The organism is Paraburkholderia aspalathi, assembly GCF_900116445.1.
Classification (GTDB): domain Bacteria; phylum Pseudomonadota; class Gammaproteobacteria; order Burkholderiales; family Burkholderiaceae; genus Paraburkholderia; species Paraburkholderia aspalathi.
In genome coordinates this window covers 72,656-86,363 of record NZ_FPBH01000005.1, presented here as the reverse complement: position 1 = coordinate 86,363, position 13,708 = coordinate 72,656, and the positions used below count along the sequence as shown (strand labels likewise).

The window sequence follows — 13,708 nt, the reverse complement described above, 5'->3', positions numbered from 1 at the left end:
GGGGTCGCGTATGCGCAGCAGCACAAAAAAAATCAACGGGCAGCCGGATGCGTTTGTGCTGCCGCGCTACGACGAGATCGCGCTAGTGCTTCAAGGTGGCGGCGCGCTGGGGTCTTACCAGGCCGGCGTCTACGAAGGCCTGGCCGAGACCGGTGTGCAACCGAACTGGATCGCCGGTGTCTCGATCGGCGCGCTTAACACCGCCATCATTGCCGGCAATGCGCCCGAAAACCGCGTGGAAGCGTTACGCGGTTTCTGGGATTCGATCTGCCATCCGCTCGATTGGGTCGGTGGTCTGGGCGCATGGATGCTGCCCGGCTTCGGCGCGCAGGACCTGTCGCGCAAGTGGGCGAGTTTGTGGGCAGCCAGCCGCGCGTTGACAGAGGGGCAGCCAGGTTTCTTCTCGCCGCGCAACCCGTTGCCAATGGCAGGTTTCGGCAAGCAAAACCCCAACGCGGTCAGCTATTACGACACGGCCGCCTTGAGGGAAACGTTGTTGAAGTTCGCCGATTTCGATCGAATCAACGATGGCGACATTCGCGTTTCAGTGGGGGCGGTGAACGTGCGGACCGGCAACCTGGTGTACTTCGACAACACGAAAATGCGTCTGGAGCCGGAGCATTTCATGGCGTCAGGGGCGTTGCCGCCAGGCTTTCCGGCGGTGGAGATCGACGGCGAGTACTACTGGGACGGCGGGCTGGTTTCCAACACGCCGCTGACCGAAGTGCTTCGCGATGCGGACCACAAAGATACGTTGGTTTTCCAGGTCGATCTGTGGAGCGCGCGAGGTAATGCGCCGGGAGATTTTCTCGACGTGTCCGAGCGCGCCAAAGATATCCAGTACTCCAGCCGCACGCGGGCGATAACCAGCATGCTGGCGGATCGTCAGAAGCATGCACGGTTCGTCAAGGAGTTGCTCGCGCATGTTCCACCGGATCTGCGCAGGACCGATCCGCTATTCCGTCTCGCTGAAGAAGCAGCCGACGGCAGCGCGATCAATGTGGTGCACCTGATCTACAAGAACAAGCCGTATGAAGGGCATTACAAGGACTACGAGTTCAGCGTCGACACGATGCACGAGCATTGGGAAAGTGGTCTTGAAGACATTCGCGATTCGTTTGCGCATCGGGAGTGGTTCGATGTGCCAAGCCGCGAACAGGGTTTCGTGACGCATGACGTGCATCGCCGGCCCGGCACTGTGCCGCAGTCTGATCGTGACATGCCCGAACTGCCCCTCGGAGCGGAACGGAAAGTCGCTGCGTGAACAATCACTGACCGGTTCCACTCCGCTGTTTCAATGGAGTGGCCGCCGATTAGCAACTTGAATAAGGCGTGATTGCGCGACGAGTCCGCGACGTCGCGCTCACTGCCGCAATTTTTCTGAAACTTCACATCAACGTCACTTCGGATAACTAATGTCACGGTTGCAGTACCCCTTCAACCATGAGAACCGAAATGACAAAGATCAAATGGAATCATGCAGCAGCGCTCGCGCTTTTCGCGGCGTCCCAAGTGGCTCACGCTGGCACGCCGAGCGTAGGCAGCCGCGAATACAAAGTGTTGCTCAATCCCGTTGCGTTCGACAGTTCGCCCGTCGATACGGCCAATCGTTTTTTGACGGATCTTCAGGCGAGTCTCGCGGCAAACGGCTTCGATAGCACGGTCAAGAAGACTTTTAGCGCCGACAACGATCGCACCGTGCTGTACTACGACTCGCCGGGAACCTGCGCCGTTAAGCAGGCCGGCTACTCGATGCGCGAACGCGATGACAGCAGCGGTCGCAATATCGAGTTGAAGTTCGGCTCAGCAAACGAAACCACCTCGGCGAATACGGATGTCAGCGGCAGTTCGTCCAAGGCCAGCAGCAAGCTAGAAGACGACATCACACCGCCTTCGAATCAAACGTACTCGCATTCGACGAACGAACCGCTCTCCAACTCCAAGAACATCAACCACCTGAGCGACATCAACGACCTGTTCCCTACCACCCACGTATTCGACAGCATCAGCAGCCAGTCGCTCGCGCCGGTGAGCGGTCTGTCGATTCATGAGCTGACCTTTGACGGCCCGACCAGCGATCTCGGTCAGGAAGACGCTGACTTCACGATGACCGTCTGGTACGCCAACGGTTCGAGCACGCCGGCGCTCGCGGAAATCTCCTTCGAAGTCGACGTTAACGACAACGGCGTTTTCACCGACAAGGTCACTTCGCGCTCGCAACTGATCTTCAATACGATCCAGGGCATGACGAACTGGGTGCAATCGCCGAGTTCGACGAAGACCGCGTGGGTCTACAAGTATCAGCCGACCTTCTGTAGCCGGTAACAATCGCAGTTTTGCCGCGCCGACGAATCTCAGTCGTCGGCGCGGCGCAATTCAAGGCAGCACATCCAGACGCCGTGTCCAAAGCGATGCCAACGCAAGCACGGCGCCGCTGATCTCCAGCATCAACGTGCCCATCGCCATACCGTCCCCGATCGAACCCTGCTCGAACTGCTGCCAGATGAATACGGACGCGGTTTGCACGCCGCTTGGCGAGAGCAGCAGCGAGGTCACGAGTTCGCGCGATGCCACCGCGAAGACGATCATCATCGACGCCGCGAGCGGCGGGGCCACCAGCGGCAAGACGATGCGCCACAGCACGCGGGCTTCAGTTGCGCCATGCACGCGTGCCGCGGCCTCGAGGCTGCCGCCGATCTGCCGCAGCGCCGCACTCGCATAACGCACCGGATAGGGCAGCAGCAGGCAGCTATACGACAGCAGGAGAATGGCCCACTTGTTGTACGGCGTGATGGGCCAGAAGGGCAGGTTCCAAGCGAGGATCAAACCGACGCCGACCACGATGCCGGGCATCGCATGGGGCAGCAGCGTGAGGCCGTCGAGCGCAGCGCGTCCAGGCGTGCGCGTTTTGATGATGATCCACGCAGCCAGAAACCCCAGTGTCCCTGTCAACACGGCGGTCGCTGCGGCCAGACCGAGACTCGTGAACAGGGCGCCGGCGCCTTCGCCCACCGAGGCGATCGCTGCGAAATGCGCGAGCGTCAGATTGGACACGCTCAAGCCGCCCGACAGCGTACGCACGAAAGACGTCGCCACGATCGCGCCGAGCGGCGCAATCGTCGTACAGAACGCCGCCGCGCCGAACAGCAACAAAACCGGCCACCGCCAGCGACCGAGTTCGAACGGATCGCTGGCAACCGGCTTGCCTGTTTGCGTATCGAAGTCGCGGCCGGCGAGCAGACGCCGTTGCGCAATAAAGGCCGCAAGCGCGGTGAGCGCGAGCAACGTAGAGAGCACCGCTGCGCCGGACAGATCGATCGGCCAATCGGAGAAACGCGCTTCAATCGATGTCACGAGCAAACTGAAGCCGGCACGCGCACCAAGTGCGGACGGAATGCCGAATTCTTCGATCGCCATGGTGAAGGCGAGCAAGGTGCTGGCGGTAATCGCCGGCGCGGCGAGCGGCAGCGTGATGCGCACGAACGCACGCCATGGCGTGGCGCCGCATACCCGAGCGACCTGTGCGAGCCGGCCGCCGGTCGACATCAACGCGCGCGAGACCGCGAAATACACGACCGGAAACACGCTCAGTGTCATCGTGAGCGCAATGCCTGCGAACGAAAACAGATAACCGCCGAGATCGAAGCCGGCCAGTTGCTGGAGATACCCGTGCGGCTGCAGAAGCAACATCCAGCCCAGTGCCGCGAGATACGGCGGAATCAGAAACGGCGCGAGAAACAGCAAATCCCATAGCCGCGCGGCTGGCAATCGCGTCAAGCCACGCAGCGCGCCGAGCGGCACGCCTAAAGCGATGCTCGCCAGCGCGACGGCAACGCCGAAACGCAACGTGTTGCCGAGCAGCGGCCACGTGTCGGATTGCGTAAGCGTCGAACGGATCGCCGCAAAGGGATGCGCAACGGAGCTCAACTGCGGAAAGATCGCCTGCAACGCGACGAAGGCGGTAGGCAACGCAACCAGCAGCCCCAATGCGACGAACAGCATGCCAAGCGCGGCGGTGCGCCCGACGCGCCCCAACCGCCACCCGCGTCGCGCGAGGCCGCGTTGCGCGATCACGCTGGCCATCAGTGTTCGCCGAACAGCGCGTTAAAGCGTGACAGAACCTCGGCTCGCGACTTCGTATTGCTGCCATCGTCTTGTGGCAGGAGCTTCAGGTCTTTCAAACGCGGCCGCGGCGAATCGATGTCTTCGCGCGCTGGAATCAGGTAGGCGGCGGCGACCAGTTGCTGACCCTCGTCGGACAGCACGTAGTCCACGAATGCCCGGGCGTCCGCCTGAGCATGCGACGATTTGAGGATCATCATCGGCCGCGGCGCGATCACCGTGCCGCTGCTCGGGAAAATCACCTTGACCGATTCGCCGCTGGCCGCCGCGCCGTACGCGACGTAATCGACCGCGCCGAACACGGCTGATTTTGCCCCTTGAAGCACCGGATTGATCGCCTGCGCATTCGGCCCGAGCACGAGCATGCCGTTCTTGTGCAGGCTGTCGAATAGTGTCCATGCGGCTTCGCCGAGCCGGTCCTGCAGGCCCAATAGCAGATCGAGCGAGGCACCTGACAGCGCAGGATTCGGCGTGGTCACCTGATTGCGATATTCGGGCGCGGCGAGATCGCGCCAGTCGTGCGGCTCGGGCTTGCCCGCGCGTGTATTCCAGACGATGCCAAGCGCCGAGATACCTTGCGCGACGTAAGACGGCGCCTTGAACATGGGCGGCACGTGTGCCGCATTCGGGCTCGTGTAGGGGGCGAGCCAGCCGCGCCGCTCGAGATCCTGGGCCGTATCCCAAGATGCGGAAATCAGGACGTCAGCGTGCGGGTTGCTCGATTCCGCCTCGATGCGCGCCATCACCTTGCCGGTCGTGGCCTGAAACAGGTCGACTTTGACGCCGGTTTTGCGCTCGAAACCTTGCGCGAGTTTTTTGCTGAGATTGCCAGGACCGGCAGTGTAGACAGTAAGCGCGTGCACGGAAGTAATCGGCCCGAAGGCGAGGAAAAGGGAACAAACGATAGAAGAAAGTAGCTTATACATTGTAGCGATTCCGTTATCGATGGACAGTCTGCGCTACACGTCCCTGCGCAAGCGTGACGATCGTGTGCGCGAGCGCATCGGCTTCGCTGCGATCGTGGGTCACGTACACGGCGGTCGTGCCGAGTTGCGCGAGGACGGTGCGAATGTCGTCGCAGAGGGTGGCGCGTAATTGCGCGTCGAGATTCGAGAGCGGTTCGTCGAACAGCAACACGCGTGGACGCGCGACGATCGCGCGTGCCAGCGCGACGCGCTGCTGCTGGCCACCGGAAAGCGCCGACGGGCGGCGCGCGGCCATCTGTTCGAGGCCGACACGCGCAAGCGCTTGTGCGACCGCAGCAATCCGCTCGGCGCGCGGCACGCCACGCATTTCCAGCGGAAACGACACGTTGCCCGCTACCGTCATGTGCGGCCAGAGCGCGTAGTCCTGGAACACCATGCCGAGGTCGCGTGCTTCCGGCGGCACACAGTGCGATGGATCGGCCACGGTCTCGCCGCCGAACATCACACAGCCCTCGTCCGGACGCAGCAGCCCGGCCAACAGCTTGAGCAGGGTGCTCTTGCCGCAGCCGGACGGCCCAAGCAGCGCGAGCGTCGTGCCCGCCGGCACGTCGAGATCGATGCCGTCGAGCACGGTCTGCTCACCGAAACGCTGACGAAGTCCGCGCAAGTGGATCGATACGCTCGCGTCGTTCATTTGCATGCTTAGAACTTGTGGCGGATGCCGGCCATCAGACCGAACTGGTTCTTGCCGGCCACCACGTCCGTGCCGAAGCCGTTCAGACCCAGGTTCGAGCCGTTTCGGTTCAGCGCGTACGCGAGGTTCAGATACAGGTCGGTACGCTTGGACAGGAAGTAGTCCGCATCAACCTGGAACGACCATGGGTCGCGCGACGTGCCGTAGAAGTTCTGGTACATCGCCGTGCTGGAGAGCGCGAGGTTAGGCTGCGCTAGCCAGGTCGCGCCGAGCCAGTAGAGGCTGGTTGCTTCAACGGGCGATGTGCTCAGCGTGCTCAGGTGCACCGCATGCGAATCGAGGTATCGGTAGCCGGCGTAAGTCGTGACCGTGGAAATTTTGTAGCTTGCTGCGAACGACACGCGGCGGTCCGTATCGCCTTCGTAGCCGCCGACCTTCGAGGTATGCGCGGCTGTGGGACTCGTGCTGCCGCCATTTTTCTGGTCGTACACGAGCGTCGCGCTGAACGGGCCGTGCTTATAACGCAGGCCGCCTTCGATCACCCGGGCAAAACGCGTGTCGCCGGCCGGCTGCGGGCCATACGTGACCGCGTCGTAGCCGAAGCTGTATTGCACGATCGCCGTCAGTTCGCCGAAGCGTTTTTCATAGCGAGCGGTGTTGTCGAGCCGGTCCGAGAATGCCGGGTCTTGCATCTTGATGGCATAGACCGCGTTCTTCAGCGGGTTGTATTCGCTGACCCAGTCGAGGAACAGGCCGCCCTGGCGGCCCAGCGAGAACGAGCCCCAGGTGTCGTTCGCGATGCCTACATAGGCGAGCCGGCCGAACTCGCGGCCGCCTTGCAGCAGGGCGCCGCTATCGACGTTGATGCCGCTTTCGAGCAGGAAGAAGGTGCGTGAGCCGCCGCCGAGATCTTCGGTGCCGGTGATGCCCCAGCGCGAGCCGGACATATCGCCGGACGTCAGACGGGTGACGCTATGCGTCTCGCCTTTCGACGACGATGCGCTGGTGAGATATTCAAGACCGGTATCGACGATACCGTAGAGCGTGACAGACGAGCCGGAAATGGCGGGTGATTCGTCGGCATGTGCGTAGGCAGACAGGCTGGCGCAGACGGCCAGACAGCAGCCTACCGCCGTAGTGCGGTAGGAGTGGTTCACGGATTGTGTCCTCTTTGGGATTAAATGTGAGCCACGAATGTAAGCGGGCCTTAAGTCACCAGCGTGACAGGAGGGCCGCTAGAACGCTGCCTTCTTGACATCGTTGCTCGACCCATTTGTCAGGATGGCGCCCGTAATAACGTGAAAGAGATGATCCCCTCGTGGCGCGAATCCGGGCTGGCCGACGAGCCAGCCGAACGCCGACATCAGGGCGAACAGGTCGACTCCATCGATATCGGCGCGCGCCGTTCCCTCGGCTTGAGCGCGGACCAGTAGTCGCGCGCCCGCTGAACGCAGCGCTGTGCTCGAAGCATGAAGCGCGGAGTCCGGGTCCGCGTGCGCGGTCGCAAACAAGGCGCAGATACCGTTATAGGTACGAACGAATGCAACCCCTTCGCGAAACCAGGACACCAGCGCTTCGTCAGGTGGATTCGACGTTTCGAGTTCGACTGCCTGCTGTATCAGTTCGTCCACTTTCATGCGCAGCAACGCTTCGAACAAGGCTTCTCGTGTCGGGAAATGGCGAAATAGTGTCGCCAACCCGACGTCGGCCCGGCGGGCGATATCTCGCATGGATGCATCGGCACCATGCTCGGTGACGACGTCACGCGCGACTGCAATGAGATGGTCGTAATTCTTTCTGGCGTCAGCTCGCATAAATTGCCTTGACAAACGGATCAGCGATCCGAATATAATGAACCTGTATCCGGATCAGTGATCCACAAGATACAGCACATTCGTGCAGATGGGAACAGACGCGCAGTACGACACCACGAAAGGAGATGTCATGGGAAAGCTCGAGGGTAAGGTTGCAGTCATCACGGGTGGATCAAGCGGCATGGCGCTGGCGAGCGCCAAGCGGTTCGTTGAAGAAGGCGCCTATGTCTTCATCACGGGCCGGAGGCAGGAGGCGCTCGACGAGGCCGTCAAGCTGATTGGCCGGAACGTGACCGGCGTGCGCGGCGACGGGGCCAATCTGGACGACCTCGACCGCCTGTTCGATACAGTCAAGCGGGAAAAGGGCAAGATCGACATCCTGTTCGCGAGCGCAGGCACGGGCGAAGCCGTCCCACTGGGCGAGATTACCGAGCAGCACTTCGATGCGACCTTCGGTCTGAATACGCGCGGAACGCTGTTTACGGTTCAGAAGGCGTTGCCGCTGTTCAACGATGGCGGGTCGATCTTCATGACCGGGTCAGTTGCTTCGGTGAAAGGTTTCCCTGGTTATGGCGTGTATGCGGCGAGCAAGGCGGCGTTGCGCTCATTCGCACGCACTTGGCTTAACGAACTGAGGGGCAGGAATATCCGGGTGAACGTGCTGAGCCCGGGGCCGATCGCCACACCGATGCAGGACCAGGTTCTCACCGAAGAGGCGAAGCGGATGTTCGAATCCCTGATCCCGCGGGGAAAGATGGGGCGTCCTGAGGAAATTGCGACGGTCGCGCTGTTTCTTGCGTCAGACGATTCGAGCTTCGTGAATGGGGTGGAGTTGTCTGTCGACGGCGGCTTCTCGGCCATCTGAAATCGCGCCGAAAGGCGCGTAGAACGACCTTTCAACTCGACAAAGATGATCTGATTTGTGTCGATAAATTTGGATTCCTTACAGTACTGAATGGAGAGTTCGCATGAACTATTCGATTATTGGCTTTGGCGCGATAGGCCAGGCACTCGCCCGAGCGTTTGCAAGAAAGAACATCGATGTGATCGTCGCCAGCCGGCGCCCTCCCGAGGCGTTGATGCAACAGGCACGAGCGATCGGCCCCACCGTTGTCCCCGCGACGCTGCAGGATGCAATCGCGTCCGACACGATCTTCCTCGCGGTTCCGTTTTGGGAACATCGCGAAGTCGCGAAGCAGATCCCAACCTGGCAGGGCAAGACGATCATCGACACGACAAATGGTTTCGGTGTTCCCGTTGAAGATCTGGAAGGTCAGCCGTCGGCTGCGGTTGTCGCCAAAGCGTTTACCGGCGCAAGGTTCGTAAAGGGCTTTAACCATCTGCCCGCTGCCGTTCTGGCCGCTGATCCGAGCGTGAATGGCGGCAGCCGCGTCGTGTTTTTGTCGAGCGATGACGAAAATGCGGTGGCACCGGTCGCTGCTTTGGCCGAACAACTCGGTTTCGCGCCGATTGCGCTAGGACCGCTCAAGGATGGCGGCTTGCTTGTCCAAGGCAGAGGGAATACCTGGGGTCAACTGATCTTCAAGGACCTCGTCAAGTTCAAATAGCGGCGCCTCACGACGAAGTCACAGCGGCCACGCGCTTCGATGTGGACGCGGGCGCTTATGGGTAGGAGCGGACGACTCCGCAAAGAAAGAGGCGAACATATCGCGCGCGAAAGGCATTCGTAATAATTGGCGCACGCAGCAATGCTCGATTGCGAGAGGCGCTATTGTGGCGACTTGCCTCTGCAACACATGGCGCGATAGAATCGCGCCTGCTCATTGGGGAGTAGCCGCCTCGAACGCCATGTTCGAGGGCGCACGTCAACATACTTGGCGAGTCGAAAGACCCGCTATGGCGTGCGCAGCTAAATGCCTGGCAAGACCGATGACTCGCATTCCGACCTAACCGGGTCGCCGGAATGCGCGTCATCGCGTTTTTTCTGCGCGGCCCGGATACAACAACCCCCATGCAATCCTTCCTCATTTCGACCAGTGTGGTCGGCCTTGCTGAAATCGGCGACAAGACTCAGCTTCTGTCCCTGGTTCTGGCAGCGCGATATCGCAAGCCCATCCCCATCATCCTTGGTGTTTTTGCCGCTACGCTCATCAACCATGGTGCATCTGGCGCACTCGGCGCGTGGCTTGCGAGCGTTCTGAGTCCAGGCATTCTGAATTGGGCGGTTGTCGCGTCGTTCGCCGTGATGGCGGTGTGGATTCTCGTTCCGGACAAGCTGGACGACGCCGACGCGGTTCTGACGAAAAACTCGATGGGTGTGTTCGGCACAACCGCGCTCACATTCTTTCTCGCCGAGATGGGCGATAAAACCCAAATCGTCACGATTGCTCTGGCGGCGCGCTTTCACGAGTTTTTCGGTGTGGTTGCCGGCACGACTCTCGGCATGATGTTGGCAAATGTGCCCGTCATCTACCTGGGACACAAATTTGCGGATCGCCTGCCAACAAAGGCGGTCCACATTCTGGCCGCGATCATCTTCGTTGTCCTTGGTGGCCTCGCCCTCAGGACCGCGCTGTATCCGCAAGCGCATCCGCTGTTCTAGTTCGCGACTGACGCGCGCACTGCAGTCCACCCACGCGAGACCTTTAGAAAAAACCGGAGCGTGCCGTTAATAAGCGGTGGTCCGACATAACGTGGACCGGGATCGGAGTCGTCCGTCATTTGCTCGGTTCGGAGTCAACGAACGAACCGAGCGATGCGTCGGATCACGACTTCCGGATGCGCACGTCGTCTACGGGCGGACTGACACTTTCAGTTTCCCTCCGCCCAACCTGCTCGAACAGGTCACCTGGTCGACGTGCCGTTCCACATCGGAGCAATCGTGATCAGACAGAAGGGCACCCAAAGGCGTCGATATCTGTGGCGACGCAACGCAGCAGAAGACCAAGTTGAGCAGACGTCGTCGAACGTGCCCCCCGCGCGCCGCACGGCAGTATTTGGTCTCGTCCTCGTTCTGTTGAGTGTGCCGCTCCTGGCCTTCTGGGGCGCGTATGAAAGTTTGAGTGCCGGTTTCGCCGCGCAAGCCGCCAACGAGGCGGATAACGCTTTCGAGGAAGCCCGCTATAGCGTTGCATGGGAGGAATCGGCCGAGCGCAAGTACTTCCAGGACCCACGCCCGGAGGTTCTTCGCGAGCACCGCGAGGCCGGTGAAGCACTCGACGCGGCGCTAAAGAAGGCAATGACCCTTGAGCCTGACAGCAGCGCGATGCTGCGCGGCCTGCTGGAGAAGCACGCGAAGTATCGATCGTTCGCCAAGCCGATGTTCAAGGCCGTCGACGATCACGATATCGCCAGAGCCAACGAGATCGACGAGGACTCGGCCGATCCGCTCTTCGACGATATCGAGCAAAAGGTTCTCGCAGCAGCAGCACAGCACCGCGACGATGCGACGAAGCAACTCGAACGGCTCGTTGCCGTACAACGGGTCGTCCTGATATCGACCCCTGTAGTGCTGGCGATCGGCGTGGGGCTCGCGCTGCTGTTTCTTCAGATGCTGCGGCGCATTCGCAAGAACGTGGACGCGGCGGCTCAGAACGCGCTGCGCACGAGCGAACAGAGGTTGCAGGCACTTGTCGCCAACACGTCGGATGCGATACTCGTTTCCGACGTCAACGGGACTGTGACTTACGAGGCGCCGACGCGACGACCGGACCCCTTGAAGAACATGGGCCAGCTCGTCGGCACCAGTCTGCTCGATCCGATTCATCCCATCGACCGTCCCACGCTGCAGGGCCTGTTGGAGACCGTATCGTCGACGGCTCGATCCACGAAATCCATCGAGATCCGTACTCGAGGCGAAGGCGACGCGTGGCGCTATATTCAGCTTACCTTGACGAACCTTTTGGACGAACCGGCCGTCGGCGCAATCGTGGCGACCGCGAGCGACACCACCGAAAGAAAGAACTTCGAGGAGCAGCTCGCGCGACGGGCGTTCTACGACACGCTCACCTCGTTACCGAACCGCGCACTGCTGCTGGATCGTATTAGCCAGGCCGAAGCTCGCGCGCGTGAGCGTAACGCGATGATCGGCGTCGTTTTCATCGACCTGGACAACTTCAAGCGGGTGAACGACAGTCTTGGACATCATGTGGGAGACCGGCTGCTGATCGCAGCGGCCAAGCGTCTCGAAGGATGTGTTCGTCCGACTGACACAGTCGCGCGACTGGGCGGAGACGAGTTCGTCATCCTGCTGGAACACTTGGGCAGCGAAGCGACGAGCGAAGGCACCCTGGTCGCGGACAACATTCTTGCGCAATTCAGTCAGCCGTTCGATCTCGACAACAAGCAGTACATCGTCAGCGCGAGCGTCGGCTTGGCATTCGCGCACGCGGGCCGCGGCCGCGGCGATGCTGACACGTTGTTGCGGGACGCCGACGTTGCGATGTACCGAGCCAAGAACGGTGGAAAGGGTCGTTACGTGGTTTTCGAAGAGAACATGCACGCTGAAGCAGTCAAGAAGCTGGAGATTGAAACGGACCTGCGTTACGCGATCGAGCATCGCGATCTACGCGTGTACTTCCAGCCCATCATGCAGCTTCAGGAGGCAGGGTTCCGGGAAATGGAAGCGCTCGTGCGGTGGCAGCACCCCACGCGAGGTTTGTTGCCGCCGTCCGAGTTCATTGCGATTGCAGAAGAGAGCGGCCTGATCATTCCGCTCGGACGATACGTACTGGAAGAGGCGTGCCTGCAAGTCGCCCGCTGGCAACGGGAGTTCCCAACAGAACCGCCGCTGCAGATTAGCGTCAATCTCTCGCCTCGACAGTTCGATGATCCCCACCTCGTTGCCGACGTGGCTGCGGCGCTCTCCAACGCTCACATCGAAGCAGCCTCGCTGAAACTGGAGGTCACGGAGGGTCTGATCATGCGGGATACCGAAAAGAGTATCGAGACGCTCCAGAAGCTGAAAGACTTTGGCGTCACAATCGCAATCGACGACTTTGGTACGGGCTATTCATCGCTCAGTTATCTTCGCAGGCTGCCGCTGGATGTGCTGAAAATCGATCGTTCCTTTGTTCAGGGCATTGGCACGAGTGCGGAAGACGATGCGATCGTTCGTGCTGTGATTTCCATGGCGCAGTCTCTTGGACTGTCCGTCACGGCCGAGGGGATTGAAACGAGTGAGCAGGCAAGACTGCTTCGGGAATGGTCGTGCCAGGCGGGACAGGGCTATCTTTTCTCACGGCCTCTGCCTGCGGAGGAGTTCACTGCGCTGTTTCGCACGAGTTCACCCGATTCCAGCCGCAGCCATTCTGCGGGTGACTTCACCGTGGAATTGACCTGACCTGTGCGTGAGTGGTGTCGGTTGAGCGTGTGTCGTGTTGCCTCACATCATGCCGCCCATGCTTCCCGTGCCGCCTACGCCGGTCCCACCGGTCCCGTTTGTGCCGGTATTTGGCGATGTGGCAATCGGATGTGCGGCCCCCGTCGTCGCGATAAGTGAGACGGCGGCTGCGTCCGGTTCTCCATTGGCGTCGATTGCGCCAAGAGAGAGGAGCGCTTCGAGATCGCTGTCCTCGCCTGGCTGACCGACAGTGAATGCGGTGGTCAGAAAATTGGCGGTGGAAAGCGTAACACTGTACTTTTGCTGCAGGTTCTGGACGACAGCGGCCTGCGCAGTCAGAACGTTCGTCTGATTCTGCAGCGTCTGCTGAAATTGCGTGTTCGTCGCGAAGCCGGCGATCAGCCCGCTTTCATTCGTACCGAGTTGCGCCGCCAGATACGACAACATCAGATCCGTCTCCGGCGTGACGTTGAACGTGCCGCCGGCGAACGCTGCGGAGTGCAGCGTCGTCCCGCCCGAAGTCGCAGCGATCATGCACGGCATCGCTGCGCTGAATGCCGCGTGGTAGTTTCCGCTCGCATCTGCTGTGACCGACATCGAGCCCCGCGCGCAGTTGATGCTGATCGTCGCGTTCGCGAGCGCCTTGCCGGTCGCCGCCGTACCGGCGATCGAAACCATCGACACGCTGCTTGTGCTACTTCCACCGCCTCCGCCGCCGCAGCCAGCGAACAACGCAACGGGTGCAATTAGCAGCCCCGCGCTGACAGAACGGATGACGTGCTGTTGTCGAGTGCTCATCGAAGTCTACCGGTGGTTCGTATGTCGTCTAAACGATTTTGCAGGGGCGTCT

Annotated in this window: 12 protein-coding genes and 1 riboswitch; of the genes, 6 read left to right on the top strand and 6 right to left on the bottom strand. The window is 60.9% G+C overall.

The features are described from left to right. Nucleotides 1-10 precede the first annotated feature (10 nt). Entirely contained in the window at nucleotides 11-1,264 is a 1,254-nt protein-coding gene (locus BM438_RS10125; protein WP_093634152.1) for a DUF3734 domain-containing protein, read from the top strand. Nucleotides 1,265-1,455: 191 nt separating this feature from the next. Next, nucleotides 1,456-2,325, top strand: coding sequence for a hypothetical protein (locus BM438_RS10120; protein ID WP_093634151.1), 870 nt, complete (start codon nucleotides 1,456-1,458; stop codon nucleotides 2,323-2,325). A gap of 51 nt (nucleotides 2,326-2,376) precedes the next feature. On the opposite strand, the gene BM438_RS10115 is transcribed toward BM438_RS10120, so the two are convergent. The 5 genes from BM438_RS10115 to BM438_RS10095 form a co-directional block, all read right to left on the bottom strand. Next, the gene (locus BM438_RS10115; RefSeq protein ID WP_093634150.1) at nucleotides 2,377-4,083 is read right to left on the bottom strand and encodes an ABC transporter permease; all 1,707 of its coding nucleotides are present in this window, start codon (nucleotides 4,081-4,083) and stop codon (nucleotides 2,377-2,379) included. Continuing rightward, entirely contained in the window at nucleotides 4,083-5,048 is a 966-nt protein-coding gene (locus BM438_RS10110) for an ABC transporter substrate-binding protein (RefSeq protein ID WP_093634149.1), read from the bottom strand. The genes BM438_RS10115 and BM438_RS10110 overlap by 1 nt, the downstream gene beginning before the upstream one ends. Before the next feature lie 13 nt (nucleotides 5,049-5,061). Continuing rightward, entirely contained in the window at nucleotides 5,062-5,748 is a 687-nt protein-coding gene (locus BM438_RS10105) for an ABC transporter ATP-binding protein (RefSeq protein ID WP_244179334.1), read from the bottom strand. A 2-nt stretch (nucleotides 5,749-5,750) separates the two neighbouring features. Further along, nucleotides 5,751-6,899, bottom strand: coding sequence for a porin (locus tag BM438_RS10100; protein ID WP_093634148.1), 1,149 nt, complete (start codon nucleotides 6,897-6,899; stop codon nucleotides 5,751-5,753). A 78-nt stretch (nucleotides 6,900-6,977) separates the two neighbouring features. Next, nucleotides 6,978-7,556, bottom strand: coding sequence for a TetR/AcrR family transcriptional regulator (locus BM438_RS10095; protein ID WP_093634147.1), 579 nt, complete (start codon nucleotides 7,554-7,556; stop codon nucleotides 6,978-6,980). Nucleotides 7,557-7,686: 130 nt separating this feature from the next. Between BM438_RS10095 and BM438_RS10090 the strand changes: the two genes are divergently transcribed. The 4 genes from BM438_RS10090 (at nucleotide 7,687) to BM438_RS10075 (ending at nucleotide 12,858) form a co-directional block, all read left to right on the top strand. Then, on the top strand, nucleotides 7,687-8,421 hold the full coding sequence (locus BM438_RS10090) for an SDR family NAD(P)-dependent oxidoreductase (protein WP_093634146.1): 735 nt from the start codon (nucleotides 7,687-7,689) through the stop codon (nucleotides 8,419-8,421). Between the two features lie 103 nt (nucleotides 8,422-8,524). Then, the gene (locus BM438_RS10085; RefSeq protein ID WP_093634145.1) at nucleotides 8,525-9,124 is read left to right on the top strand and encodes an NADPH-dependent F420 reductase; all 600 of its coding nucleotides are present in this window, start codon (nucleotides 8,525-8,527) and stop codon (nucleotides 9,122-9,124) included. Between the two features lie 206 nt (nucleotides 9,125-9,330). Then, a riboswitch (yybP-ykoY riboswitch) is annotated at nucleotides 9,331-9,518 on the top strand. 10 nt (nucleotides 9,519-9,528) lie between these two features. Beyond that, complete coding sequence (locus BM438_RS10080; RefSeq protein WP_093634427.1) at nucleotides 9,529-10,119, top strand: TMEM165/GDT1 family protein; 591 nt, start codon at nucleotides 9,529-9,531, stop codon at nucleotides 10,117-10,119. A gap of 279 nt (nucleotides 10,120-10,398) precedes the next feature. Next, nucleotides 10,399-12,858 carry a putative bifunctional diguanylate cyclase/phosphodiesterase gene (locus BM438_RS10075; RefSeq protein WP_143131685.1) on the top strand — a complete coding sequence of 820 codons (2,460 nt, stop codon included), beginning with the start codon at nucleotides 10,399-10,401 and terminating at the stop codon, nucleotides 12,856-12,858. 42 nt (nucleotides 12,859-12,900) lie between these two features. Here the strand turns inward: BM438_RS10075 and BM438_RS10070 are convergent, their stop codons facing one another. Continuing rightward, nucleotides 12,901-13,656 (bottom strand): hypothetical protein, encoded by a 756-nt coding sequence (locus tag BM438_RS10070; protein WP_093634143.1) that lies wholly within the window; start codon nucleotides 13,654-13,656, stop codon nucleotides 12,901-12,903. Nucleotides 13,657-13,708 lie beyond the last annotated feature (52 nt).

Excerpts from the sequence above, each read along its gene's own strand:
- BM438_RS10125 (WP_093634152.1), top strand. The coding sequence starts at position 11 with ATGCGCAGCAGCACAAAAAAAATCAACGGGCAGCCGGATGCGTTTGTG.
- BM438_RS10120 (WP_093634151.1), top strand. The coding sequence starts at position 1,456 with ATGACAAAGATCAAATGGAATCATGCAGCAGCGCTCGCGCTTTTCGCG.
- BM438_RS10115 (WP_093634150.1), bottom strand. The coding sequence starts at position 4,083 with ATGGCCAGCGTGATCGCGCAACGCGGCCTCGCGCGACGCGGGTGGCGG.
- BM438_RS10110 (WP_093634149.1), bottom strand. The coding sequence starts at position 5,048 with ATGTATAAGCTACTTTCTTCTATCGTTTGTTCCCTTTTCCTCGCCTTC.
- BM438_RS10105 (WP_244179334.1), bottom strand. The coding sequence starts at position 5,748 with ATGCAAATGAACGACGCGAGCGTATCGATCCACTTGCGCGGACTTCGT.
- BM438_RS10095 (WP_093634147.1), bottom strand. The coding sequence starts at position 7,556 with ATGCGAGCTGACGCCAGAAAGAATTACGACCATCTCATTGCAGTCGCG.
- BM438_RS10090 (WP_093634146.1), top strand. The coding sequence starts at position 7,687 with ATGGGAAAGCTCGAGGGTAAGGTTGCAGTCATCACGGGTGGATCAAGC.
- BM438_RS10085 (WP_093634145.1), top strand. The coding sequence starts at position 8,525 with ATGAACTATTCGATTATTGGCTTTGGCGCGATAGGCCAGGCACTCGCC.
- BM438_RS10080 (WP_093634427.1), top strand. The coding sequence starts at position 9,529 with ATGCAATCCTTCCTCATTTCGACCAGTGTGGTCGGCCTTGCTGAAATC.
- BM438_RS10070 (WP_093634143.1), bottom strand. The coding sequence starts at position 13,656 with ATGAGCACTCGACAACAGCACGTCATCCGTTCTGTCAGCGCGGGGCTG.